The organism is Nitrospiraceae bacterium, from assembly GCA_020632595.1.
GTDB lineage: Bacteria > Nitrospirota > Nitrospiria > Nitrospirales > UBA8639 > Nitrospira_E.
This window is the reverse complement of sequence record JACKFF010000003.1, coordinates 87,759-111,940: the sequence shown is the minus strand read 5'-3', so window position 1 is coordinate 111,940 and position 24,182 is coordinate 87,759. Positions and strand designations below refer to the sequence as shown.

Genomic DNA, 24,182 nt, shown 5'->3' with positions numbered 1-24,182 from the left:
CTCATCTCAACTAACTAATTTTAAATAGGTTTTCTCTTTAAGGGTGTGGTGGTGTTCTTATGGGCATTCCACGTGGTGGCACTGGGACTTTTGAAAGGGGTTCATGGGTCTTTTGATTGATTGCAGCGGGATAAGGGCATTCGTACAATGCACCGTTCCGCGCGGCAGGCGGGTTGTGCTACGTTTGTCCTTAACCATTATGATGGGTCCCTGAAGGAAGGGTTGGATTATGGCAAAAGTTCTTGAAGGCCCGGGAATGGGCTTATTGCGAAAATGGGGGATTTCAACTCCCAACTATGCTGTCGTGACCTCGAGTGAGGAATTTGACCAATTATCTCAGGTCAATGATTGGCTCCCAAAAAATAAACTGGTAGTCAAAGCGCATGAAGCACTTGGCTCTCGGTTTAAATTGGGGTTAGTCAAAGTGGGCTTGGATTTAGCCGAGGCAAAAGTGGCTGTCCGGGAGATGCTTGGTAAAAAACTGGAAACCCTGACAATTAAGCAGGTGATTGTTTCCGAGGCGGTTGATCACAAAGAAGAATATTATGCCGCGGCCAAATCAACGCGCGATGGAGTGGACCTCCTGGTCGCAACTTGTGGTGGCATCGAAGTGGAATCTAATTGGGATAAGGTCAAGCATATCTCTATCGAAACCGGCGAGACCCTATCGGATTCAGCGGTTTCCGCCCTGGTAAAAGATGCGGGGTTTTCCGGTGATACGGCGGCCAAAATGTCGGAATTTTTAAAGAAATTATATGCCTGTTTTGATAATGAAGATGCTCAATACTTAGAAGTGAATCCGGTTGTGCTCAGTGCACAAGGAGAACTTGTGGCGCTGGATGCGGTGACCCTTCTGGACGGTGATGCTAAGTTCCGGCATAAGGACTGGACTTTTCCGTTTGCGGCTGAATTTGGGCGTGCCTACACCAAAAATGAAGAGGAGGTCATGGCGGTTGATGCCAAGGTGAAAGGCTCGGTCAAGCTCATCGAAATTCCCGGGGGCAATATCGCGATGTTACCTGCCGGTGGTGGAGCCAGCGTTTATTATTCGGATGCGGTGGTGGCTCGTGGTGGCAAACTTGCCAATTATGCGGAATATTCAGGCGATCCACCGGACTGGGCAGTGGAAGTTCTGACGGAAAAAGTCTGCTCGTTGCCTGGCATCAAACATATTATTGTGGGTGGAGCGATTGCGAATTTTACTGATGTCAAAAAGACCTTTGGTGGCATTATCAATGCGTTTCGAAAGGCTAAAGCGGAAGGCAAGCTTGAGGGTGTCAAGATTTGGGTGCGCCGGGGTGGTCCAAACGAATTGCAGGGATTAGCGGCCATGCGTGCGCTCCAGGATGAGGGATTTGATATCCAGGTATTTGACCGCAAAACACCGTTAACGGACATTGTCGATATGGCCATGGCCGCAAAATAACCTATTAGACCTTGAGGATGTAGGAGACCGTTTCGATGAGTATTCTTGCAACGAAAGACACGCATGTCGTCATTCAAGGGGGGGTGGCCGGAGTGAATGCCGCTCGTCGTATGGCTGAGTTCCGGTACATGATTAAGCAACCATTAAATGTCTCTGCCTTCGTCTATCCTCCCGATGCGGGGAAGACCAACGAGATCATTTGTGGGACCGAGTTAATAATGATCCCCATTTATAAAACCGTCGCCGAAGCGACGGCCAATCACCCGGAGATTAACACAAGTCTGGTCTATATCGGAGCAGACCGGGCCTATGCCGGCACCATGGAAGCCTTGAACGACCCGCATATTAAAACGGTCTCCATGATTACCGAAGGGGTGCCGGAAAAAGATGCCAAGCTTTTGGGGAAGCATGCCCGTAAGCTTGGGAAGACCTTTAATGGCCCTTCCTCAATTGGGGTGGTGTCGGCAGGAGAATGCCGCCTCGGAGTGATAGGGGGGGCGTTTGATAACTTGGTGGCATGCAAACTATATCGTCCTGGTTCCTTCGGCGTGGTCACCAAGTCCGGGGGATTGTCGAACGAGATTATTTGGATATGTTCCCAATTTGCAGACGGCATCACGACGGCGATCGGTATCGGTGGTGATGCTTACCCGGGAACTGACTATGTCAGCTACCTGGAAATGTTTGAAAATGATCCGCAAACCAAAGCGGTGGTCATTGTCGGGGAGATGGGCGGAGATTTGGAAGAACGGGCCGCCGAATGGTATGGCGCCAAGAAACGACGGATTAAATTACTCGCGGTCGTATCAGGGTTCTGCCAGGAGAGTCTTCCAAAGGGTATGAAATTCGGGCATGCTGGGGCGAAAGAAGGATTGAAGGGTGAGGGGTCTGCGCGGGCAAAGTCTGAAGCTCTGAAAAAGGCCGGCGCGATTGTGCCCGATACCTTTGGTGCTCTAGGGCCGGCTATCAAGGCCACTCACGAGGAATTACTGAAAAGCGGTCAGGTCAAGCCCATACCGGATTTGTCTCCAGCGGACATGCCCAGGCTCCCCAAAACGGTTCAAGAGAGTATGAAGGAGGGGGAAGTGCTGGTAACGCCGCTGATTCGTTCCACAATCAGTGACGACCGGGGTGACGAACCGCTTTACCAAGGGTATCCGGCTTCTGAACTGATCAATAACGGATATGACATCCCCCATGTTATCGGCTTGCTATGGGACAATCGCCTTGTCTCCAAACAAGAAGCCGAAATCATTAAACGCATTATCATGCTGTCGGCTGATCATGGCCCATGTGTGAGTGGAGCCTTGACGACGATTATCGCCGCTTGTGCTGGAATCGGATTATCTCAAGCCGTCGCAGCCGGTATGATTATGATCGGTCCGCGATTTGGCGGGGCGGTGACGGACGCGGGGCGATGGTTCAAATACGCGATCGACAACAAACTTTCGGTTGATGATTTCCTCGTCTACATGAAGAAAAATGTGGGACCGGTTCCGGGAATCGGGCATCGAGTCAAAAGCTTGAAAAATCCGGATAAGCGGGTGAAGGAGTTGGTTGGATATGTGAAAAGTTTGAACATGGCCACGCCGCACTTGGATTTTGCATTGGAAGTGGAAAAAGTGACCGCTGTCAAAAAAGATAATCTCATTCTCAACGTCGATGGAACTATGGCGGCGGTATTAGTCGATATTGGTTTTCCGGTTGATAGCCTCAATGGCTTCTTCATTTTGTCGCGAACCATCGGAATGATTGGACATTGGACGGATCAAAAGCGGCAAGGGAGTAGGCTCATCCGATTATTTGACTATCTGGTAAATTATGCCTCTCCAAAGCGGCGCGAGGTGCCACCGTTAAAGTAATGAGGGTGTGAATGGACTTATTTGGTCGAATCTTATCAATCTTATCCATGTTGAACTGAACCCAGGAGAAGGTGCTATGTCCTTAGAAATGGTCCAAAAACTATATGCTTCAATGCCGGGAATTGTGGACAAAGCTCGCAAGAAATTTGGGCGGCCTCTCACGCTGACAGAAAAGATCCTGGTCAGCCATGCGGATAATTTCGATACCCAAGTCTGGGAACGGGGAAAAGCCATGTTGGCTCTTCGTCCCGATAGAGTCGCGATGCAAGATGCGACGGCCCAAATGGCTATGTTGCAGTTTATGCAAGCGGGGAAAGATAAAGTCGCTGTTCCGAGTACGATCCATTGCGATCACTTGATCCGGGCTGAAGTCGGATCGGAAAAAGATCTTCTGCGGGCATGTGATGAAAACAGGGAGGTCTATAATTTTCTGGCCTCGGCCGCGAAGAAATATGGGATCGGATTCTGGAAGCCTGGGGCCGGGATCATCCATCAGGTGGTGTTGGAAAATTATGCATTTCCTGGAGGATTGATCATTGGCACCGATTCACACACGCCAAACGGTGGGGGGTTGGGCATGTTGGCCATTGGCGTCGGTGGAGCCGATGCGGGGGAAGTGATGGCGGGTCTTCCATGGGAGGTTCTCCATCCCAAACTCATCGGGGTGAAGTTAACCGGAAAGCTGAATGGCTGGGCATCGCCAAAAGATGTCATTTTGTATATTTGTGGCCTCCTGACGGTGAAGGGTGGAACCAATAAGATTGTGGAATATTTTGGCCCTGGGGCGGAAACCATCAGTGCGACAGGCAAAGGCACGATTACCAATATGGGAGCTGAACTGGGAGCCACGACTTCTATTTTTCCGTTCGATGAAAAAATGGTAGCGTACTTGAATATCACGGAGCGGGCCGATATCGCCAAATTGGCCGCAGCCAATCGAAGCATGTTGGTTGCGGACCCGGAGGTCTATCAGTCTCCGGAAAAATACTTTGATGAAATCGTCGAAATCGATCTGTCCACTCTTGAGCCGCATGTTGTGGGACCGCATACCCCTGACCTGGCACGACCCATCTCAAAGATGGCAGCGGAAGCCAAAGAAAAAGGTTATCCCGTTCAATTAAAAGCGACATTAGTCGGAAGCTGTACGAATTCTTCATATGAAGATATCGGTCGCGCGGCGCATATTGCCAAGCAAGGGTTGCAAGCTGGGCTTAAAGCCAAAACGGCTTTTCTGGTCAGCCCGGGATCAGAACGGATTTACCACACCATGAAACGCGAAGGATTTTTGGAGACCTTTGAAAGTATGGGAGCCACCGTCCTGGCAAATGCCTGTGGACCCTGCATTGGTCAATGGAAACGCGCGGATGCCGTGAAAGGTAAAGCCGACTCCATTGTCAGTACGTTTAACCGAAACTTTCCTGGGCGGAATGATGGGGTGAGTGAGACGTTATCGTTCCTGGCCAGTCCTGAAGTGGTCACGGCTTATGCATTTTCAGGTGATCTGGGCTTTGATCCGATCACGGGTACATTAAAAACCGCAGATGGGAAAGACTTCAAATTTGAGGCGCCTCAGGGGGATGAATTGCCGGCCAAGGGTTTTGCCAAAGGGGAAGAAGGTTTTGTCCAACCTGCTGAGGATGGATCGAAGCTTCAAGTGGACATTCCTCCTACCAGCGAGCGATTGCAGTTATTAAAGCCTTTCCCAAAATGGGATGGAAAAGATTTTGAAAAGTTGCCGCTATTAATAAAAACCAAAGGAAAGACCACGACGGATCATATTTCTCCCGCGGGCCCATGGCTCAAATTCCGGGGACATTTGGACAAGATCAGTGACAACATGTTTCTTGGAGCCAACAATGCCTTTTCAGACGAGGCGGGAAAAGGCAATGATGTCTTAACCGGAGAGTCAGGATTGACTCTTGCGCAAATTGCCCGAAGGTATAAAGAAAAAGGTTTGGGGTCGTTTGTGGTGGGAGATGAAAACTATGGGGAAGGGAGCAGCCGTGAGCATGCGGCGATGTCTCCACGATTTTTGGGCGTCCAAGCTGTCCTGACAAAAAGTTTTGCTCGCATTCATGAGACTAATCTCAAGAAACAAGGCATTCTTCCGCTGACGTTTGCGAATCCCAAGGATTATGATCAAATTGAACAAGAAGACCGGATCAGTGTGAAAGGGTTAAGTGGGCTAGCGCCAGGCAAGCCAGTGCAAGTCGTTCTTCACAAGAAGAACGGTCAGGAAGTGGTCATTCAGGCCAATCATAGTATGACCGAACAACAGATCACCTGGTTTAAGGCTGGGTCCGCATTGAATGCGTTAAATTAATACCCATTTAATTGGGCCGGGTGGTTGAAACGCACGACGAGAAATTTGTCAATCGTATAAGGTACTATCTCTGAGCTATGCCGGACACATTGGATAAGAAAAATACTTTGGAGCAAGAAGAGCGTCTCCAACCCAAGATGGTTACGGTGGAGATTGAAGGGAAGCCGTTCCAGGTTCCCGCCGGTATCACCCTGATCAAGGCCCTGTGGTATGCAGGGCAGGATGTGATTCGTGGAGTTGGATGCTTAGGCGGGTTCTGTGGAGCCTGTGCGACCTATTACCGTACGAAAGACGATCCAAAGGTCAAAACCTGTTTGGCCTGTTCGATGGCAGTCGAGGATGGCATGTCCTTTTCGTTTATGCCGGCTTTTCCGGCGAGAAAAGCAACCTACAACCTTCTTGAGCTCAAAGATCCTAAGCAGGATTTGTTTACGCTCTATCCTGAAGCTCCCTTATGCCGGAACTGCAATGCCTGCACTGAAGCTTGCCCGCAACATATTGACGTGCGGGAAGGGGTGTGGAAAGCGGTGTTTGGCGATTTTAAAGCGGTCTCTGAAATGTTCATGGATTGTGTTATGTGTGGAATGTGCGCGCCCGTCTGTATCGCTGATATTGCTCCCAATCTTGTCGCGCTTTATGCCAGCCGCGCTCAAGGCGTGCATTTCACCGAAAAACCTGAAGGCCTATCGAAACGTATTCAGGAGATTACCGATGGACATTTTCAACAGGAATGGGATCGTATCCTTAAGTTGTCCGATGAGGAATTACAAAATACCTCCGCCGCCACAACCTAAGCTGTTTTTCTTGCTTTTCTCATGGAACTTACCGATCAGAGAAATTTAGTTCATCAAACCCGAGACGCCCGTCGGTCTAAAAGTTTTCCCAAGCTTTCTCCAGCCGAACGGGATAGCCTTATCAAGAAATACCATCCTGATCATCGGGCTCATGCCTACCGTCCCATAGTTTTTGGCCCGAATGCGGGTCAATCAACTGTGACCGAAGTGGCGACTCTGTTGGAAGGGGAGAGCCCGGTCCCGTCAGACCTTAATCTCACTCCGGATTACACCGTGGATGTTCTTGTCGTTGGTGGAGGAGGGGCGGGGTGCGCGTCGGCGCTCCATGCCCACGCCCAGGGAGCCAATGTGTTACTAGCCACCAAGTTGCGCCTGGGGGATTCCAACTCGGTTATGGCCCAAGGAGGGATGCAAATTGCCGTCGGCTCTGACGATTCGCCTGTCCAGCATTTCTTGGACACCCTAAAGGGCGGGCACATGAAAAATGACCACCAGTTGTTAAAGGTCATGGTGGAAGAGGGACCGTCTATTGCGAAATGGCTGTTGGAATTGGGTGTCTTATTCGATCGGGATGCTGATGGAAATCTGCATGTGAAAAAAGGGGGAGGAAGCTCAAAGGCCAGGCTGTTAACCTGCTCCGATTATACCGGTTTGGAAATCATGCGAGTGTTGAAAGACGAAGTGCTGAACCAGAAGGTTCCATTGTTGGAATTTGTCGCTGCGGTGGAATTGTTAAGCGATGCCGATGGGGCCTGCACGGGAGCGGTGCTGAAAGACTTAGACAACAATCGGTTTATCGTCGTTGCGGCTAAAACGGTGATTCTGGCAACAGGCGGAATTGGCCGGTTGCACATTCAGGGATTTCCAACCAGCAATCATTTCGGGGCGACAGGGGATGCCCTGGTCCTGGCCTATCGTCTCGGCGTGCCTCTCGTTCAAATCGATACCTTTCAATATCATCCTTCAGGTGGGGTGTATCCTGAGCAATTAGTCGGTGCACTGGTGACAGAAGGCATTCGTTCTGAGGGTGGCCATTTGGTGAATGGGAAGGGCGAGCGATTTGTGAACGAATTGGATACCCGTGATGTTGTGTCCTCGTCGATCATTCGGGAATGTGAAGAGGGGCGAGGCGTTCGAACACCATCAGGTAGGGTAGGCGTCTGGCTGGATACGCCGTTGTTAGATGTGGAACATGGACCCGGAACATTGGATAAACATTTTCCCGCGATGGTTCGGCAGTATGAGCGTTACCAGGTCGATATCCGGAAAGATCCGGTACTGATCTATCCCACGCTGCATTACCAAAATGGGGGCGTCAAGATTGATGTGAATGGAGAAACGCCTGTGGCCAATTTATTCGTGGCTGGAGAGGCCTCCGGCGGTTTACATGGGCGAAACCGGCTCATGGGGAATTCTTTGTTGGACTTAATGGTGTTTGGCAAGCGAACAGGTATTTTTGCTGCAGAGCGGTCCAAGTCTCTGCCGAAACGTGCGTTGACCTTAGACCATCTGAAGCGGTTTCGAGCCGAAGCCAAACGGCATCATGTGTCCGCTAGCATCATTTCACCGATGGTCTTGCCGGCTTACACCAACAAGTAATTGTCAAGTCGATTGATCACCAAACGGGATATTGTCATCGCCGAATGTTCCGATTTGAGCTGTAGAACCTACGAAGAGGATTTATGAATATTCACGAGTTTCAAGCCAAACAGCTCTTTGCGCAGTTTGGGATTCCTGTACCCAAAGGCAAGGAAATCAAAAACGTCAAAGCGGCTGAAAAATGGGCCTCAGTTCTTGATACCCCCGTATTTGTGGTGAAAGCGCAGATTCATGCAGGTGGACGAGGCAAAGCCGGCGGGGTGAAAATAACCAAAAATAAAACTGAAGTGCCGGAACTGGCTAAGGAAATTCTCGGGAAAACTCTGGTGACCCATCAGACAGGTCCCAAGGGCAGAAAAGTTCGGCGTTTACTGATTGAAGAAGGTGCAGGGATTGCTAAGGAATTGTATTTGAGTTTACTGGTCGACCGTGAGTCAGGCTTTCCGACGTTTATTGCCAGTACGGAAGGTGGCATGGACATTGAGGAAGTGGCCGAACATACACCAGACAAATTGCTGAAAGAGTCCATTGATCCGGCAGTTGGATTCCAGGGATACAATGGAAGAAATCTGGCCTTCGGCTTGGGACTTCCAGAGCTTGAGCCGGCAGTGGTGAAGCCGTTTTTTCAAATGTTGGAAAATCTGTACCGCCTGTTCATGGAAAAAAACGCATCGCTCGTGGAAATAAATCCATTGGTCATTACCACGGATAAGCGTCTGGTCGCGTTGGATGGAAAAGTCTCCATTGATGACAGTGCGCTATTTAAACATCCTGATATTCAAAAGTTCAGGGATCTGCACGAAGAAGAACCGTTGGAGATTGAAGCGGGTAGCAATAATCTGAACTATGTCAAACTTGATGGTGACATCGGTTGCATGGTCAATGGGGCGGGTTTGGCGATGGCAACCATGGACGTCATTAAGTTGGCGGGATCCGAACCGGCGAATTTTTTAGATGTGGGCGGTGGGGCGACAAAAGAGACGGTCGCAGCCGGATTTCGCATTCTGTTGAAAGACAAAAAGGTCAAGGGCATATTCATTAATATCTTCGGCGGGATTGTACGGTGCGAGCGTATTGCCCATGGAGTGATTGATGCGGCGAAGGAAGTCGGCATCAAGCTACCTGTTGTTGTTCGACTTCAAGGAACCAATGCGGAAGAAGGCCGAAAGCTTCTAGCCGAATCAGGTTTGAAGGTCGAAGGGGTCGCTGACCTCTGGGAAGCCGCTCAACGTATTGTCGCTCTCAGAAAAAAGAAATAGTTAACCTGATCGTGGAAATATTCTCCTTGATTGGTGAAAGGTGATGTGGCATGAGCATTTTGGTGAATAAAAATACCCGGGTTGTCGTTCAAGGGATCACCGGCAAAGAAGGGTCATTTCACGCGACCCAGTGCAAGGCGTATGGAACGAAAGTTGTGGCCGGCGTGACGCCTGGCAAAGCCGGTCAGGAAGTAGAAGGCATCCCGGTGTTTAATACCGTTCGTGAAGCCGTCAAGAAGACTGAAGCCACCACCTCATTGATTTTTGTGCCACCTCCCTTTGCCGCCGATGCAATTTTAGAAGCCGCCGATGCCGGCATATGGCTGATCATCTGTATTACAGAGGGGATTCCTGTCAATGATATGGTTCGGGTCCAAAGGGCGCTCTATGGGAAGACTACACGTCTGATCGGCCCGAATTGTCCGGGAATTATAACGGCCGAGGAGTGCAAGATCGGGATTATGCCAGGTTTCATTCATAAAAAAGGGCGTGTCGGGGTCATTTCAAGAAGTGGCACCTTAACCTACGAAGCCGTCAATCAGCTGACTAATTTAGGTCTTGGCGAAACGACCTGCGTCGGCATCGGTGGCGATCCGCTCATCGGCACCGGGTATATCGATTTGTTGCACATGTTCCAGGAGGACGAGGAAACGGAAGCGGTCGTGATGATTGGGGAAATCGGCGGCGATGCCGAGGAGCGGGCTGCGGCCTATATTCAAAAAGAGATGACCAAGCCGGTCGTGAGTTTCATTGCCGGAATTACGGCACCTCCCGGAAGACGGATGGGCCATGCCGGCGCCATTATCACCGGAGGAAAAGGCACTGCAGCCGATAAAATGGCCGCCCTCGAATCGGCTGGAGTGCGGGTGGTAAAAAACCCTGCTGAAATTGGCGAGACGGTGAAGTCGGTGCTGGGTTGATCAGTCGATATTTCTTTCCGGGCACTCTCATGTGCCCATTCTTTTAAAGGTCCGGTAGTTTTTCAATCCATAAGCTTCCTGAAGTCAGGTTTTGAGACGTGCCACGCATGTCCTCCATCAGACCGTCTGATTCTCAAATTTGCTCACCTATCGACGCCATTGATTTCGTACATTCCATTCACATCATCAAAGGCTCCTTGGTGAGTCGTCTCCTCGCGCAGGAACTGCTGGCTGGCTATTGAATCTGCGAATAGCCTTTGATTTCCTTGAAAATCGAGCAGTAGCCCTTTCTCGCTTTGCCGGGCCGGCGTCGTAGTACACACGAATCCGCATGGCCTGAAATCTGGCATAGCGGGCCCTCCTGCATTCAGGTGGATTCAATGCGCCTGATTGTCAATTCCATTGAGAAATTGGCGCACATTATCGAATATCTTAATGGGCGTATCGTTCATGATGATCATTCATCATCATGAACAAAAATCGGACACGGTTCGTGTCATCGTCACGGCAGGAACACATCATCCCTCTGATATAATAAAAAAGCGGAAGTGCAACGCTTGGTTGGGTGCCCGCTTTCTGCTTTACTGACTTCGAGCGACCAGGTGAACCCGGGAGGCCGCTTTTTCGGTATGTGGTGCATGCAATTTCGTTCACACAAGAAGAAAGTAGTATTGTTGAGGCCAAAAATTTCTTTTCAGACCGATTGATGAAAAACGCGAGAGGCTATTTGGTCATGCAAGAAATAAGAAGCCTGATGGTAGTCCTCGGAATAGTCTTTTCTTTCCTCGGATGTGCTACGAGAATGGCGCCGTTGCCTGCCAGTCTTTCAGCGGATCAAACAATCGTTTATGGGCAGGTTCAAGCCAGCCTCACCGGCCAGACGACCCGATGGTATACGCCACAGGTTCGATTTTTTGAGCTCATGAATCACTCTACGACGGAACGGTTCCGGGTGGATATCGAGTCTGCGGACTCGCCATTTTTTCTCGCACTTCCGCCGGGTGAATATGAGTTGGTGCGGCTCCAGATCAATGAAGGGGCTTTCCGATCTATGGCCCAATTGAATTTGACGTTCCAGGTAAGGAAGGGTGAATTGAATTATCTGGGGAAATGGGAAGTGAAAATACATCCCCCGACGTATCTTCGGTTGGTTGAGGTTTTCGTGGAAACTGATTTAGAGGACGCAAAAGCCGAAGTTCGTTCACTTTATCCCGATTTAGCCGGTCTTCCTATCCAATCGCAACTCCCGACACCCAAAGATTCGGAAACGCGTTTAGTGGAAATATCTCCTTATCCTCGGGTATGGTGGTTTTGCCGCCATTTAACCTGTTAATTTCAGATGGGAGAGACTTCAGGTCCTAAGGATGGATTGTAGACGGGCAATGCCGATTCAGAAATTAAATACGTAATACGCCGCCAATGAGTCTTTCCCGGTATAGGGAAGTAATGAGAGAGAACAATTCTGTCGAACCTGATGATTGGAATGTACGAGTGAAAAGATTGTCGTTTATTTTTGTAGCATTTTTAGGTGTTTTTGCCATGGGCTGCGGTCTTTTCCCTCAGGAACAACTATATGGATGGAAGGGCGTGCATCGTGAAGAGCTTATTCGGGTGATGGGGACGCCGACTAAAGAGACGGCTTTGCCTGACGGCGGACAACGGTTGGAATATATTCAACGGATAACTCGTCATCCATTGGGGGGTGAAGTGTATGGCACTTCGTATGAGTGTCATAAAACGTTTGAACTCGATGCCGAAGGTGTCATTCAAAAAGCTGTTTCTGAAACGCCGTGTTGATCAAACACCACTAACACCGCATTGTTCCTGAAAACCCAAAACAATCGTGGGATGGCGGTCGATATGATGACCTTTAATCAGGCCATCCGGTTCCATTGTGGGGAGGGTTGACGAATGTCCCGTAAATATCTGGCCTTTGATATCGAAACGGCAAAAATTTTGCCGGAAAATTTCGGTGATTTACATGATCATCGGCCTCTCGGCATCACCTGTATGGCCACCTGGTGCAGCGATGAATCATCGGCTGTGACATTTTACTCGAAAAATCCAGATGGATCTCCTGCGCCGCAAATGACCAAGGCGGATGTCACGGCCTTTGTCGAGCATCTCAAAAGAAAATTGCAGGAGGGCTATACCATCATCACCCACAATGGGCTGGGATTCGATTTTGTGATTGTGGCGGAAGAATCCGGCCAGGTTGATGATTGCCGTGAATTGGCGATGAGCCACGTGGACATGATGTATCACTTCTTTTGCGGAAAAGGGTTCCCGATTAAGCTCAACGCCGCGGCGAAGGCCATTGGTGTGAGTAAACCCGCGAATGTGGATGGCTCCGTCGCCCCGAAGCTGTGGAAGGATGGCGACTTTCAGACGGTCCTGGATTATGTGGCTCAGGATTGTCGGTTAACGTTGGATGTGGCCGAAGCCAGTGAACAAGCGAAAAAAATTAGTTGGATAACCGGACGTGGCACAACATCCCATTTTGAATTGCCTGGTGGATGGCTGACCGTTCAAGAAGCCTCCAAGTTGCCTTTGCCTGACACGTCATGGATGGATAAGCCATGGCCGCGATCAAAATTTACGGTCTGGTGGTGAGCGTGGAAGATACACCTTTGCGTGCGTGAATAGTCATAAAAAAAAATAGGAAAAGGAAGGAGAGATTATGTCTGTATTGATTGGGAAGAATTCGGTGGTCAGCGTCAATTATAAGCTCACTGACGATGCCGGTAAGGTGTTGGATAGTTCAGATGGGTCAAAGCCTATGGTATACTTGCATGGTGCGGGGAATATCATCCCCGGGCTGGAGAAAGCGCTGGCCGGTAAAGGAGAGGGTGATGTTCTGAAGGTCAGGATTGAGCCTGCCGATGCCTATGGAGAGGTCATTCCTGACGGGATCAAGAGCATCGAAAGGGCTGCATTTGAGGGAGTAGATTCGGTTGAACCGGGAATGGTCTTTGAGGCGCAGGCGCCGGATGGCACGACGCAGCAAATTATGGTGGTGAAAGTAGATGGGGATACCGTCACCATTGATACGAATCACCCCCTTGCCGGTATCGCGCTCAACTTTGATATTAAAGTTTTGAGTGTGCGGGAAGCCACAAAGCAAGAACTTGAGCATGGGCATTCACATGATGGGGGCCATAATCATTAGATCGTCATAGGCATGTAAGGGATATCATTTAATTGATCAACAAGCTCTGTTCCATGTTTCTGTTTCTAGCCGTGTATTTTTAAATGTACGGTAGATGCAGGGTTTCGCCCCTGCAGACGGCCTCCTTTTGTTTTGGCAAAAGTAGCCAAAACCAGTGACGCCACGTCCTGTCTCATCAGATATGGTGGACGCAAGTCATGGAAGAGCGGTCCAGCTCGCTGCATTCAGACAAGGCCCGCCGGTAGATAAGAGCGTCCACCATTAGGGCCTGGACGGCAGGCGTCGGAGAGTGACATACGCAGGCAAGAAGGCTTTATTCCATGCGAAAAATTGGTCAATGTGTTGGCATTTTTGTAACCTCGGGGTACCATGTTGACTATAAACTACGCAGATATCATCACCATCGAACATGGGAAACGTAGTGGGAATCCTTACATATGAGGCATGCGGATCACGGTCTCGGATGAACTGGCATACTTGGCTTCAGGGATGACCGAGGACGAAATTATCAGTAATTTTCCGAATTATACCAAAGATGATATTCATGCCAGTATTTGGTTTGCCGCCGATCGTGAGAAGAAGCTTTCTGCGCCTTGCCATGAAGCTACTTTTCGACCAGAATCTTTCTTTTAAACTCGCTCCCATTCTCGACTTCGTTTTTTCCGGCTCCAAAAATATCAAGGGTTTTGGCCTAACCGGCCAAGATGATGAAGCCATCTGGCAATTAGCTTTGGAGTAGAGTTTCATCATCGTTTCTAAAGATTCCGGTTTCTTGCATAGAAGTCTCCTTCGTGGACATCCAACAAAAGTAATTCAAGTAAGAATAGAAAATGGCTCCACAAAACATATTCACCAACTAGAAGCCTCGCAGGTTGCCTATTGGGGAGACCCTGTTTGTATTGGATTGATCAAGCTATAACTGTGCTGAACGTGTCAGCATTCATTGCTCTACTGATCTATTTTGTTTTGGGTATCAGAGACTTGTTATGGAGGCGCAAAAAAATATTCAGGTTCCAAGGTGTGGTCATTTTCGCGTTTGTCATCCCTTTTCTTGCCGCTTTTTTGTTTAGCGAAATCTTGTCCTTCTATTCCTATCGGGAGGCGAGAGATTTCCTAGCAGACATAGGAGATGGTTACCAAATATTGATAAATGACGAATTTGCGAAAGAGAAGGCCGAAGTCTTGGCTATGCTACACAACATGGATAATAGGCCTTTCCAGGCGCATCATACCCATCCAACGAAACGAATTAAAATCGCAATAGAAGAGCACGGTGAGGTTTTGAAATTGGAGTTTGGCAGAGATTCTCAGTTGCCAAAGGAATATTGGGTGTTCTATCCAAAATATGAATACACACGAGAGAACGAAATAGCCAGAGTTACGACATCCCTACTTGACCGTTATTAAAGAGCACACAATAAAGTGGAAACAGAATGAAAGTGTAAAATCCCTTAGGTTGGATTGAAGTTTCTCATGGCCCCCTTTCCCTACTAAAAACGCGGGAGAGGAGTTGGCCGTAGTGATAGAGATCGCCGCATGGCAGGTTGGCGCAAGTGAGATTTTCAAACCCTGGTTTCCCAAAACCCGCTGTCATTTCTAACTCCCGCTCTGGTGTCCGGAGAGGGGTGGGTCTACCGGCTCACTCGCTTGTATAGCTTGTTCCAAGTCCTTATTGATAGCACTGGCCGCTCATACCCGTTGATTGGCGATACCGCCTACAGAAAATCCCCTTGAAATAAGTGTAGTGTTTTTGATGCCACTTAGGGGCTTTGGCCTTGACCATTGGTTGAAGCATCCCAAGCCAGTACGTCCGCGACTCACTAATGGGAGGATGGGTCCGCTTGTATTTTACTATTTTCGGCCGTGGGTGAAATTATTTGGCTCCGTGGTACTTTCCTTTTTTGGGTAACCAACCGATGTATGATTCATAACCACACATTTGGAGGATGTTATGAATTTGGTCGATCGAAGAGGGCAAAAATCATCGGTATGGCTCAGCGCAGCTTTTGCGGGTTTGTGTATTCTAGCAACGGAGCACGTTGAAGCTGCCAAGATGCCAAAAGTGGAGATATGCCATTTTGACGCGGATGAAGGGGTTTTTAAGAAAATTTCCGTTAGTGGGAACGCAGTCCAGAATCACCTGGCCAAACACGGGGATATATTCCCCGCAAGTTCAAATGGTGCTGGAACGATCACTCTGGATGCAGAATGCAACGAGGTCATCGCACGGAACGTTTTTTCCCGGGCATACACCGACACAGACCGGAATGGAACGTACGACTCGCAAGTCGACGTTGAAATCTCGGAGCTTGTTGATACCAACATGGACGGTGTGATTAATGCAGGCGACACTGTTGAATTCGGCCAATACCCTAAGACGTTTGACCCTTGCTCGCTTCCCCCCGACGCCGATTGTCCAGATCTTGGCAATCTCAACTCCACTCCAGTGGTGGTTACCAACGTTTTTTCCGCCACACCCAATTCCGTCATCGTACAATCTGCTTCAGGTTCGCTCTTCAACTGGGAAACTCCAGGTGGACTGGAAATAGCACGGTTAGGAACAATACCCGAACAAATACTATTTGATAGTTTTCTTGATCAACCGAATGATGCTATTGCCATACCCTTGGGAGGGGAAGCCGACCCGAGTGCTGCCGTGGATACGATGAGGCCAGGAAACGGCGCCAACGACTACTTCTTCAACGTCGAAATTAACCTCACCCCTTAGTGTGATTGCTCATGAGCGAGCCCTTTTATTCTGCGGATAAAAGGGCTCGTCCTGGTATGACCTTTTTCATGTCGCAGAAGCAAACCCGGGTTCAACATAAATCAGCCCCGCCTGCCGGGGACTCTCATATGATATTTCGACTTGCAGACAACGTGAAACCCTTCCCCACTATTCTCCAATACGCTCGTGGTAGGCACCCACTTGGAATAACAAACGCCTGAAAAGGGATCTGATTGAATTATTACCCCTTTTTGCCATGAACGGCGCGGAAGAGCCGGAGTTGGCCGAAATCGTAGAGGTTGCCGAGTAGCTCTTTGGCGCCGGTGAGATTGCCAAACCCTGTTTTTTCAAAAGCCGCGGTCATTTCTAATTCCTGCTCCGGTGTCCACAGTTGGGTGAGGTCTACCCGCTCACCGGCTTGGATGGCCTGTTCCAGGTGTCCATAGATGGTGCTGGTGACTAGGCCGCGCTTAGTGGCGATCTGTTCGATGGAATGCCCCGACCGAAAAAAGCGCAACGTATCATGGACGGTATCCCCAAGCGACTTTCTTTTGGAAGAGACCGGTGGTTCCGGTGGGGGAGTCGGCTCTTTTGGAATAGTCAGGGGAGCATAATTTTCCAAGTGCCTTGCGATGACTGCCAGAAACGTAGGCCCAAATTCCTGTAATTTCCGATTCCCGACTCCACTAATCTGGAGGAATTCCTGTTCATTGGTTGGATAGTCGCGTGCCATTTGCCGTAGTGCCACATCGGAGAATATGACGTAGGCCGGCACATCACGCTCGTCGGCTATCGTTTTTCGCAGTTGGCGGAGGCGAGTGAAGAGCATCTCATCGTGATCAAGGTCCCCGCCAGAGAGCGCCTTGCGTTCCGGTGTGCTCATGGGCGTTGTGAGCATGAGCGTCTTGGGGTCTTGAAGGAAATGCTGACCCTGGTCGGTGACTTCCACCACGGTGAATGGATCTGCCGTTTGTTGGAGATATCCCAGTCGGATGAGTTCCCGGCTGATCGCAGCCCATTCGGGCCTCCGGTGGGCTCCCCCTTTCCCGTAACCGGCTAATTGGTCATGACGCCATCGACGGATTTTCTCGGTGTTGGCTCCGGTGAGTACGGCGATGACGTGATTGAGTCCGACGCTAAATCCACTTGTTCCGCGTATCTCTTCAACGCAAGAGAGTACGGTCTGCGCGGCATCTGTGCCGTCGAAAATATCCCTGGGCGTCAGGCAGTTATCGCATCCGCCACAGTTTTCGGATTCAACCTGTTCTCCAAAATATTGGAGCAAGGTGCGACGCCGGCATGTGGCACATTCCGCATAGTGCACCATTTCCTGTAATTGCCTGTTGGCGATCTGCTGCTCCTGGAAGTTAGGTTTTTCATTGATGAAGCGTTGCTGCTTGACCGTATCCCCTGCGCTGAAGAGCAGGAGACACTCACTTGGCAGGCCGTCCCGCCCGGCACGCCCGGTCTCTTGATAATAGCTTTCGAGGTTTTTTGGTAAATCGTAGTGAATGACAAATCGCACGTTAGGCTTGTTGATTCCCATGCCGAAGGCAATGGTGGCGCAGATCACCTGGATTTCGTCTCGCAGGAACAATTCCTGATGCCGCGTGCGCTCCTCGGCACTCAGGCCGGCATGATAGGGCAGTGCCTTCAGGCCATAATGCTGTAAACGATCGGCCACACTTTCCGTGGTTTTCCGGCTCTGGCAGTACAAAATTCCGCAGTCCTTGGGGCGTTTCCGGAGAAATGCGAGGACTTGTCCAAACGGGTTGTCCTTTGGCTGGACCTGATAGGTCAGATTGGGCCGGTTGAAACTGGCGACGTAGCAGGCTGGATCACGCAATCGCAGAAGTGTGACGATGTCTTTTTGCACCCGCTCTGTGGCGGTGGCGGTGAGTGCGATGATCGGGAGGTTCGGGACCTGATCTCGGAGTTCCACAAGTCTCCGGTATTCCGGCCGGAAATCATGGCCCCATTCGCTGATGCAGTGGGCTTCATCAATGGCCAGCAGATTGACCTGAAAATTTCGGATTAGGCTGATGTATCCGGGGACCATGAGGCGTTCCGGTGCCATGTAGAGGAGGCGGTAGTTTCCCTGGTGCAGACCCCTCAAGCGAATCTGGGATTCCTTCGCGGTCAAAGATGAGTTGAGATACGTTGCAGCAATGCCATTGGCTCGGAGCCCGTCCACTTGATCTTTCATCAGCGCAATGAGCGGCGAGACAACGATTGTCAGGCCAGAGCGTGCCAGCGCCGGTAATTGAAAGCACAGAGACTTTCCTCCTCCCGTGGGTAACAGGGCTACCACGTCGCGCTCAGCGAGGACATCCCGAATGATCTCTTCTTGTAAAGGCCGAAAGGCCGTGAAACCAAAATGTTCTTTTAACAGAGAGAGGAGGTGAGGTGGTGTTGAAGAGTGCAGGTGCAGGGAGTCGGTTTGTTGAGGGGATAAGTTGTTCTTCACAATTGAAGTTGTCGCAAATGTAGGAGATGTTCCTGGAGAGTGTTGTTAGGAATTTTCTGATCTGCAGCGAAGATCATTGTGTGGGGGGAACATTCCCCAATGAGCCTCGGGGCTGCCTTCCCCTTGACCACTCCGACAGCTTTCTGCCGCTCAGGCACGATATTCTGTATTTTCTCTCAGTTTCTTCGTAATTTCGGTATGTTATTTTTTGCCAGTGGACGGCCCAAGATCCGCCATAATGCTCTTTCCATCATGAGGCTGTCTACCTGTGTGTTGTAAAAGACCCTCGACATCATGAGGAAATCAGGGGCATTCAGCAAGAATCGGAGGAAATTGCCGAAAATAACAAAATAACCCCTGGTGTCAAAATGCAAGTAGCCGAACGAATGCAAGATACAACGCTGGTCTTGATGATTTCAGGACGAGTGACCGTGTACTCCCGGAAAGTGTTCCAGGGGATGGTGAAATCCGCCAGGTTCTCCGGCGCCAAGCATATCATTTTTAATATGGAGGGTGTTACGTTCATGGACACCATTGGGTTGGGGGGGCTGGTACTCGCCTACCTCGACTTGAATGACAATCATATGGCCATGAGCGTCGTCGAACCCCAACAGCCGGTGAAAACCTTACTGGAAGACGCAAATTTTCCCCAACTGGTTCCGACGTATCCCACCGAAGAGACTGCCTTGCAAGCCATTCATTAGATTTTCGGGTGCGCTTCCCTTTTTCATCGTTTAAAATGATGGTAGACGATCTTTCGTATGCGAGGTGCATGTGTTTAAACAATCGGCAGGCAGTAGCGAATGTGTTATTCTCGCAAGGGCTCGCTCAAGGAAAGAAGTCAACCCGGAAAGTTTAGGATAATGGGAAAGTTGTGATGGCATGTGAACATCTTCTGGCGCTACGAGCGGAGCTGGTCCGTCAACGATTGACGGGCTTTGTGGTGCCGCATACGGATGAATATCAAAATGAATATCTCCCTCCCTGCGCAGAGCGGCTTGCCTGGTTGACCGGGTTTACCGGTTCGGCGGGGACGGCGATTGTCTTACTGGATGAAGCCGCAATGTTTGTGGATGGCCGGTATACGCTTCAAGTGGCTGATCAGGTTGATGAGAAAAGCTTTACGCTTCACAATAGTGGAGAAATTTCACCAGAAGAATGGTTGGCACTTCGTGCAACACCAACCGATCGCATCGGCTATGACCCCTGGCTTCATACCCCGCGGGATCTCGAACGGTTTCAGACCGCAACTAAACGAGTCGGTGCACAACTCGTCCCCTGTGCATCGAATCCGATCGATGGCGTTTGGCATGATCGGCCTCAACCACCCTCAGGTATGATCAAGCCTCATCTGCTGGAGTTTTCGGGGGAAATTTCCCAGGTTAAGCGTGAGATAGTAAGCCGGAGGTTTTTGGAACACCGGATCGATGCGGCCATCATTACGGCACCCGATTCCATTGCCTGGTTGTTGAACATTCGCGGTTCGGATGTAGCTCATACTCCACTACCATTGTGCGAGGCTATTCTCTACGCCACCGGTCGGGTCGCCCTGTTTGTCGATCCGAAAAAAATCACCCCGGGCTTGCAAGCACATTTGGGTCCGGACATTTCCTTTGCACTACCGGAGGAATTTGAAGCCGGCTTACAACAGTTGGGGACCCATGGGAATCGGGTGCTGTGTGATCCGGCTAAAACCAATTCCTGGATTTTCACCACATTAACCCGGAGTGGGGCTGATCTTGTGCATAAAGATGATCCCTGTGTGCTCCCGAAGGCCTGTAAAAATCCCGTAGAAATTGCAGGAGCCTATGCGGCGCATCAACGGGATGGAGTGGCCATGTGTCAGTTTCTGGCGTGGCTGGCCCGGGAAGGTCCCAAGGAACAGGTGACTGAATTAGAGGCCGTGGACTATCTCGATGCCTGTCGCCGAAAGCAGGCGTTGTGGGAGGATTGCAGCTTTCCTACAATTTCGGGTGCAGGGTCAAATGGCGCTATTGTGCATTATCATTCGACTCCGGAGACGAATAGGCGTCTGGAGTCCGGGACATTATATCTGGTGGATTCCGGAGCGCAGTATTTGGACGGAACGACCGATATCACCCGGACCATTGCGATTGGACCTCCTTCGGACGAACATCGTGATCGTTATACCCGCGTGTTACAAGGCCATATTGCTCTGGCCACGGCCAGATTTCCTGAAGGGACCACAGGTAGCCAATTGGATGCGCTGGCACGGGCGCCCCTATGGACAATGGGGTTGGATTACGATCATGGGACAGGCCACGGTGTCGGGAGTTTTTTAGGGGTCCATGAAGGCCCACAACGGATCGGGAAGGCTGCCAATGCGGTCGCCCTGAAGCCGGGGATGATTGTGTCAAATGAACCGGGTTATTACAAAACCGGTGCCTATGGGATTCGCTTGGAAAACCTGGTGACGGTGGTGGAGGATGAGTCCTTCAAAAACTCATCCCGGAGGTTTCTGACCTTTGATACCCTGACAATTGTGCCATTTGAACGAGCCCTCATCGCCATGGAATTGTTATCGCTTAAAGAACGTCAGTGGGTGGACACCTATCATGCCCGTGTGTGGGCGGATCTCCAATCCCTCGTGGATACCGATACGCGTGCCTGGTTGGAGCTGGCGACGCAACCTCTCATCTAAATCCGCCAATTCTCTCCATGCTGTTCGCAACATCGTCAAACTGGAGCTATTTATGAAGACCCAAAAATCGAATGAAGAGATCGTGGATGCCATTAAAACCCAAATGGGGCAAAATCCTGAGATTACCAAAGTGATTGTGAAGGGCCATCTTCTCCAACTCCATGTAACCCAGGGCCTGTTTCATCGTTTGTCGGCCGATCGCGAACGAGGGCGGAAAATCATTCTGGTCCTCATGGAACAGATGAAGCGACTGACCGGATTATCGGATGTGGCGGTGTGGGTGTATTCAGAGAACGAAAAAGTGATTGAGGGAACGGTCAAAGCCTTTGGCGGGGATAATGTCAATTTCCTGTTTGACTTGTAAGTTTTAGACGAGAATCTCAGTGCAAGGCGAGTTCTTTATTCCTGATTTTTGCCTTTGGGCCAGGAGTCCAGACTAGGAGGAAGTCCGGTTTTCCAAGATCCAACGCGTTTTCCCCCAAGACCTATCCGACAGGACCACACGCCGTTTGGTGTATGATTGATCCGCCATCGTCCTCCATCGGCACTGATCCACATCCACACGGGGGGACGTTGAACGGGTCGTTGAGATTCGGATGGCACTCAAACCTCCATGTCGTCGTGCTGGAATGGTTTGTTGATAGTCACTGAAGTCAATGTAATGAGAATATTGTGGTCGATAACCATGAGGCTTGACAAGTTCCTTGCCGGATATGTCATGGTGTGCCCATGAAAAATTCAGATTATACCCCACCAGCAATTGTGTCGGAATCACCCACAGGTTTGGTGGGGCAGTATGAAGCCGATGTCTTGTGTCTGTCCGTGTATGGGAAGACCGTGATCCTGATTGGCACGGCCCATGTGTCACAAGAATCCGTGGATTTGGTCAAACTCGTCATTGAACAGGAGCATCCCGATTGTGTCTGTGTCGAATTGGATGCCAAGCGTTTTGAAGCCATTTCGCATCCTAACCGATGGGAATCGTTAGACCTCAAGGAAATCATCCGGAAACAGCAGCTCAGTACGCTGATGGTCAATCTTATTTTGTCTTCCTTCCAAAAGCGGTTGGGAGATAAATTGGGCGTCATTCCAGGCACCGAAATGCTGGAGGCCATTCGTATGGCCGAAAAGCATGATATTCCCGTGACCCTCGCTGACCGGGACGTGCGGGTGACAATGCGTCGGGCCTGGCGCAACACACCATTCTGGCGAAAAAGTCTCTTAATTTCCTCGCTCATGCTGAGTATCTTCGACACCACTGAAGTCTCCGAAGAGGAGATTCGGAATCTCAAAAAGCAGGATGTGCTTTCAGAAATGATGAAGGACTTAGGGAAAGAGGTGCCGACGCTCAAAACGGTGCTCATTGACGAGCGGGATCACTATTTAGCCAAAAAAATTGCCGATGCCTCAGGGACCCGGATTGTCGCGGTGGTTGGCGCCGGGCATGTGGAAGGCATTTGCCGCACATTGAATGGCCGGGAGCAGGTGGACTTGGAAGAGCTTGAAAGCATCCCGCCCGTTTCTCCGGCGTGGAAGGCAGTGGGTTGGAGTATCCCGGTTCTGATAGTGGGGTCCATTGCCTGGATTGGATGGCAAAAAGGGTTAAGTGCTGCGGGAGAGAATTTATTGTTTTGGATTTTGGCTAATGGTATTCCCAGTGGGATTGGCGGGTTGTTGGCCATGGCTCATCCGCTCACCATCGCCGCTGCATTTATCTCGGCACCGTTTACCAGTCTCACCCCCGTTATCGGAGTCGGGTATGTCACGGCATTTATCCAGGCCTATTTGCAACCGCCTCTGGTGCGGGAGTTTCAAACCGTGGCGGAGGATATTGCCATTCCACGAAAGTGGTGGAAGAGTCGACTCCTGCGAGTATTTTTGGCTTTTCTCCTTCCCACGATCGGGAGCCTTATCGGCACGTGGGTAGGGGGCACCCGCATTGTTTCCAATTTATTTTAATCAAGGGCAAAACAAAGTAATGCGCCGTGAGGCTAGTGTTGGGGCGCGGGGACTTTCGACGTATGCTGGAAAATACATTTCGGGCAGGTATAGTGAATAAATCTGCCATCGCCGACGAGACGTTTCAGCATAGAAGTTTGACACCAGGTGCAGAGACGGTCCGGCAGATCCGGGGCAGAAGGTGTCAGGGGAGGAATCGAACCGGTGTTGGTCATAACTAGAAGCCATTCTCAAAAACATTCAGGGGGTTTGTCAATGTATAAGACCATGAATGCCTCAAAAATATTGAATGGTGTGGTCCTGGGATTTTTGCTGCTGCTCCCGGTATCCGGGTGGGCGGAAACGAATGATGAGGGTCTTCCACGATTAACCGTGTCCGCAGAGGGGGCGATCAATGTGCCTCCGGATAAAGCGGTGTTGAGTTTTGCGGTCGAAACAGCCGGAGAAAAGCTATCCGATGTTCAAATGGAGAATCAGGAGCGGGTCGTGAAGGTCTTGGAGGAATGCCGACGGTTAAATATTCCCTCTGAGCTCATTCAAACGACGTCCTTGAATGTGATTCCTGAATATCCACCATCCCCGCGACGTCCAACCGATGGAACGTTAGAGAACAGTGTTCCCCGTATCATCGGCTATCGTGTCGTCCATCACGTCAATGTGGAGGTGCGTAGTCTAGAGGTGGTGGGAAAGATCGTTGACCGGGTCTTACAGGTAGGAGCCAACAAATTTTCAGGCATTGCCTGGGGCTTGCAAAATGAACAACCCACCAAGCTTGAAGCCTTGAAACAGGCCTCTGCCCAAGCCCAAGCCAAAGCTGAAGCATTGGCTCAGGCCTTGAACCTCAAATTGGTTCGTCTAATCAATGTCTTGGAGGGTGGCGTTTCTCCATCCCCTCCTGAGGGTCGATACCGCATGGCAATGGCGATGGATAGCGGGGGAGATGCATCGGTGTCGGCAGGTGAAATCTCGATACGTGGCTCCGTCCTCTTGGTGTATGAAATCAGTCAGAAGTAG

21 protein-coding genes and 1 pseudogene are annotated in these 24,182 nt (G+C 50.3%); 20 read left to right on the top strand and 2 right to left on the bottom strand.

Annotated features, from left to right (window positions below; genetic code table 11):
- Positions 1–229: 229 nt before the first annotated feature.
- The 15 genes and pseudogenes from H6750_07945 (at position 230) to H6750_07875 (ending at position 16,080) form a co-directional block, all read left to right on the top strand.
- Complete coding sequence (locus H6750_07945) at positions 230–1,426, top strand: ATP citrate lyase (GenBank protein ID MCB9774244.1); 1,197 nt, start codon at positions 230–232, stop codon at positions 1,424–1,426.
- A gap of 35 nt (positions 1,427–1,461) precedes the next feature.
- On the top strand, positions 1,462–3,288 hold the full coding sequence (locus H6750_07940; protein ID MCB9774243.1) for an ATP citrate lyase: 1,827 nt from the start codon (positions 1,462–1,464) through the stop codon (positions 3,286–3,288).
- Positions 3,289–3,364: 76 nt separating this feature from the next.
- The gene (locus tag H6750_07935) at positions 3,365–5,611 is read left to right on the top strand and encodes an aconitate hydratase (GenBank protein MCB9774242.1); all 2,247 of its coding nucleotides are present in this window, start codon (positions 3,365–3,367) and stop codon (positions 5,609–5,611) included.
- A gap of 77 nt (positions 5,612–5,688) precedes the next feature.
- Positions 5,689–6,405: a (2Fe-2S)-binding protein gene (locus H6750_07930; protein MCB9774241.1), complete on the top strand. Its 717-nt coding sequence runs from the start codon at positions 5,689–5,691 to the stop codon at positions 6,403–6,405.
- A gap of 21 nt (positions 6,406–6,426) precedes the next feature.
- On the top strand, positions 6,427–8,004 hold the full coding sequence (locus tag H6750_07925; protein MCB9774240.1) for an FAD-binding protein: 1,578 nt from the start codon (positions 6,427–6,429) through the stop codon (positions 8,002–8,004).
- An 83-nt stretch (positions 8,005–8,087) separates the two neighbouring features.
- Positions 8,088–9,263 carry an ADP-forming succinate--CoA ligase subunit beta gene (sucC, locus tag H6750_07920; GenBank protein MCB9774239.1) on the top strand — a complete coding sequence of 392 codons (1,176 nt, stop codon included), beginning with the start codon at positions 8,088–8,090 and terminating at the stop codon, positions 9,261–9,263.
- A 50-nt stretch (positions 9,264–9,313) separates the two neighbouring features.
- Positions 9,314–10,183 (top strand): succinate--CoA ligase subunit alpha, encoded by an 870-nt coding sequence (sucD, locus tag H6750_07915; protein MCB9774238.1) that lies wholly within the window; start codon positions 9,314–9,316, stop codon positions 10,181–10,183.
- 802 nt (positions 10,184–10,985) lie between these two features.
- Entirely contained in the window at positions 10,986–11,516 is a 531-nt protein-coding gene (locus H6750_07910; protein ID MCB9774237.1) for a hypothetical protein, read from the top strand.
- Positions 11,517–11,674: 158 nt separating this feature from the next.
- Positions 11,675–11,980: a hypothetical protein gene (locus H6750_07905; GenBank protein MCB9774236.1), complete on the top strand. Its 306-nt coding sequence runs from the start codon at positions 11,675–11,677 to the stop codon at positions 11,978–11,980.
- A gap of 114 nt (positions 11,981–12,094) precedes the next feature.
- Positions 12,095–12,796, top strand: coding sequence for a ribonuclease H-like domain-containing protein (locus tag H6750_07900; GenBank protein ID MCB9774235.1), 702 nt, complete (start codon positions 12,095–12,097; stop codon positions 12,794–12,796).
- A 67-nt stretch (positions 12,797–12,863) separates the two neighbouring features.
- The gene (locus H6750_07895) at positions 12,864–13,352 is read left to right on the top strand and encodes a peptidylprolyl isomerase (protein MCB9774234.1); all 489 of its coding nucleotides are present in this window, start codon (positions 12,864–12,866) and stop codon (positions 13,350–13,352) included.
- A gap of 378 nt (positions 13,353–13,730) precedes the next feature.
- Positions 13,731–13,985 (top strand): annotated as a pseudogene (locus H6750_07890) (DUF433 domain-containing protein).
- Entirely contained in the window at positions 13,951–14,091 is a 141-nt protein-coding gene (locus H6750_07885) for a DUF5615 family PIN-like protein (protein MCB9774233.1), read from the top strand. The pseudogene H6750_07890 and the gene H6750_07885 overlap by 35 nt, the downstream one beginning before the upstream one ends.
- A 155-nt stretch (positions 14,092–14,246) precedes the next feature.
- Positions 14,247–14,759 (top strand): hypothetical protein, encoded by a 513-nt coding sequence (locus H6750_07880; protein MCB9774232.1) that lies wholly within the window; start codon positions 14,247–14,249, stop codon positions 14,757–14,759.
- Between the two features lie 544 nt (positions 14,760–15,303).
- Positions 15,304–16,080 (top strand): hypothetical protein, encoded by a 777-nt coding sequence (locus H6750_07875; GenBank protein ID MCB9774231.1) that lies wholly within the window; start codon positions 15,304–15,306, stop codon positions 16,078–16,080.
- Between the two features lie 241 nt (positions 16,081–16,321).
- Here the strand turns inward: H6750_07875 and recQ are convergent, their stop codons facing one another.
- Positions 16,322–18,505, bottom strand: coding sequence for a DNA helicase RecQ (gene recQ, locus H6750_07870; GenBank protein ID MCB9774230.1), 2,184 nt, complete (start codon positions 18,503–18,505; stop codon positions 16,322–16,324).
- Positions 18,506–18,915: 410 nt separating this feature from the next.
- Between recQ and H6750_07865 the strand changes: the two genes are divergently transcribed.
- The 3 genes from H6750_07865 (at position 18,916) to H6750_07855 (ending at position 21,573) form a co-directional block, all read left to right on the top strand.
- Positions 18,916–19,251, top strand: coding sequence for an STAS domain-containing protein (locus tag H6750_07865; protein ID MCB9774229.1), 336 nt, complete (start codon positions 18,916–18,918; stop codon positions 19,249–19,251).
- A 173-nt stretch (positions 19,252–19,424) separates the two neighbouring features.
- Positions 19,425–21,209, top strand: a complete 1,785-nt coding sequence (locus tag H6750_07860) for an aminopeptidase P family protein (protein MCB9774228.1) — start codon at positions 19,425–19,427, stop codon at positions 21,207–21,209.
- 52 nt (positions 21,210–21,261) lie between these two features.
- The gene (locus H6750_07855; GenBank protein ID MCB9774227.1) at positions 21,262–21,573 is read left to right on the top strand and encodes a hypothetical protein; all 312 of its coding nucleotides are present in this window, start codon (positions 21,262–21,264) and stop codon (positions 21,571–21,573) included.
- Between the two features lie 35 nt (positions 21,574–21,608).
- Here H6750_07855 and H6750_07850 read toward each other — a convergent pair whose 3' ends face one another.
- Entirely contained in the window at positions 21,609–21,812 is a 204-nt protein-coding gene (locus tag H6750_07850; protein MCB9774226.1) for a hypothetical protein, read from the bottom strand.
- Between the two features lie 126 nt (positions 21,813–21,938).
- On the opposite strand from H6750_07850, the gene H6750_07845 reads away from it, so the two are divergent.
- Positions 21,939–23,168: a TraB/GumN family protein gene (locus tag H6750_07845; protein ID MCB9774225.1), complete on the top strand. Its 1,230-nt coding sequence runs from the start codon at positions 21,939–21,941 to the stop codon at positions 23,166–23,168.
- Between the two features lie 255 nt (positions 23,169–23,423).
- Complete coding sequence (locus H6750_07840; protein MCB9774224.1) at positions 23,424–24,182, top strand: SIMPL domain-containing protein; 759 nt, start codon at positions 23,424–23,426, stop codon at positions 24,180–24,182.

Coding starts and splice junctions, on each gene's coding strand:
- H6750_07910 (MCB9774237.1), top strand. CDS start 10,986: ATGGCGCCGTTGCCTGCCAGTCTTTCAGCGGATCAAACAATCGTTTAT.
- H6750_07940 (MCB9774243.1), top strand. CDS start 1,462: ATGAGTATTCTTGCAACGAAAGACACGCATGTCGTCATTCAAGGGGGG.
- H6750_07925 (MCB9774240.1), top strand. CDS start 6,427: ATGGAACTTACCGATCAGAGAAATTTAGTTCATCAAACCCGAGACGCC.
- H6750_07930 (MCB9774241.1), top strand. CDS start 5,689: ATGCCGGACACATTGGATAAGAAAAATACTTTGGAGCAAGAAGAGCGT.
- H6750_07840 (MCB9774224.1), top strand. CDS start 23,424: ATGTATAAGACCATGAATGCCTCAAAAATATTGAATGGTGTGGTCCTG.
- H6750_07945 (MCB9774244.1), top strand. CDS start 230: ATGGCAAAAGTTCTTGAAGGCCCGGGAATGGGCTTATTGCGAAAATGG.
- H6750_07895 (MCB9774234.1), top strand. CDS start 12,864: ATGTCTGTATTGATTGGGAAGAATTCGGTGGTCAGCGTCAATTATAAG.
- sucD (MCB9774238.1), top strand. CDS start 9,314: ATGAGCATTTTGGTGAATAAAAATACCCGGGTTGTCGTTCAAGGGATC.
- H6750_07860 (MCB9774228.1), top strand. CDS start 19,425: ATGGCATGTGAACATCTTCTGGCGCTACGAGCGGAGCTGGTCCGTCAA.
- H6750_07935 (MCB9774242.1), top strand. CDS start 3,365: ATGTCCTTAGAAATGGTCCAAAAACTATATGCTTCAATGCCGGGAATT.
- H6750_07875 (MCB9774231.1), top strand. CDS start 15,304: ATGAATTTGGTCGATCGAAGAGGGCAAAAATCATCGGTATGGCTCAGC.
- H6750_07865 (MCB9774229.1), top strand. CDS start 18,916: ATGCAAGTAGCCGAACGAATGCAAGATACAACGCTGGTCTTGATGATT.
- H6750_07900 (MCB9774235.1), top strand. CDS start 12,095: ATGTCCCGTAAATATCTGGCCTTTGATATCGAAACGGCAAAAATTTTG.
- H6750_07855 (MCB9774227.1), top strand. CDS start 21,262: ATGAAGACCCAAAAATCGAATGAAGAGATCGTGGATGCCATTAAAACC.
- H6750_07885 (MCB9774233.1), top strand. CDS start 13,951: ATGAAGCTACTTTTCGACCAGAATCTTTCTTTTAAACTCGCTCCCATT.
- H6750_07845 (MCB9774225.1), top strand. CDS start 21,939: ATGAAAAATTCAGATTATACCCCACCAGCAATTGTGTCGGAATCACCC.
- sucC (MCB9774239.1), top strand. CDS start 8,088: ATGAATATTCACGAGTTTCAAGCCAAACAGCTCTTTGCGCAGTTTGGG.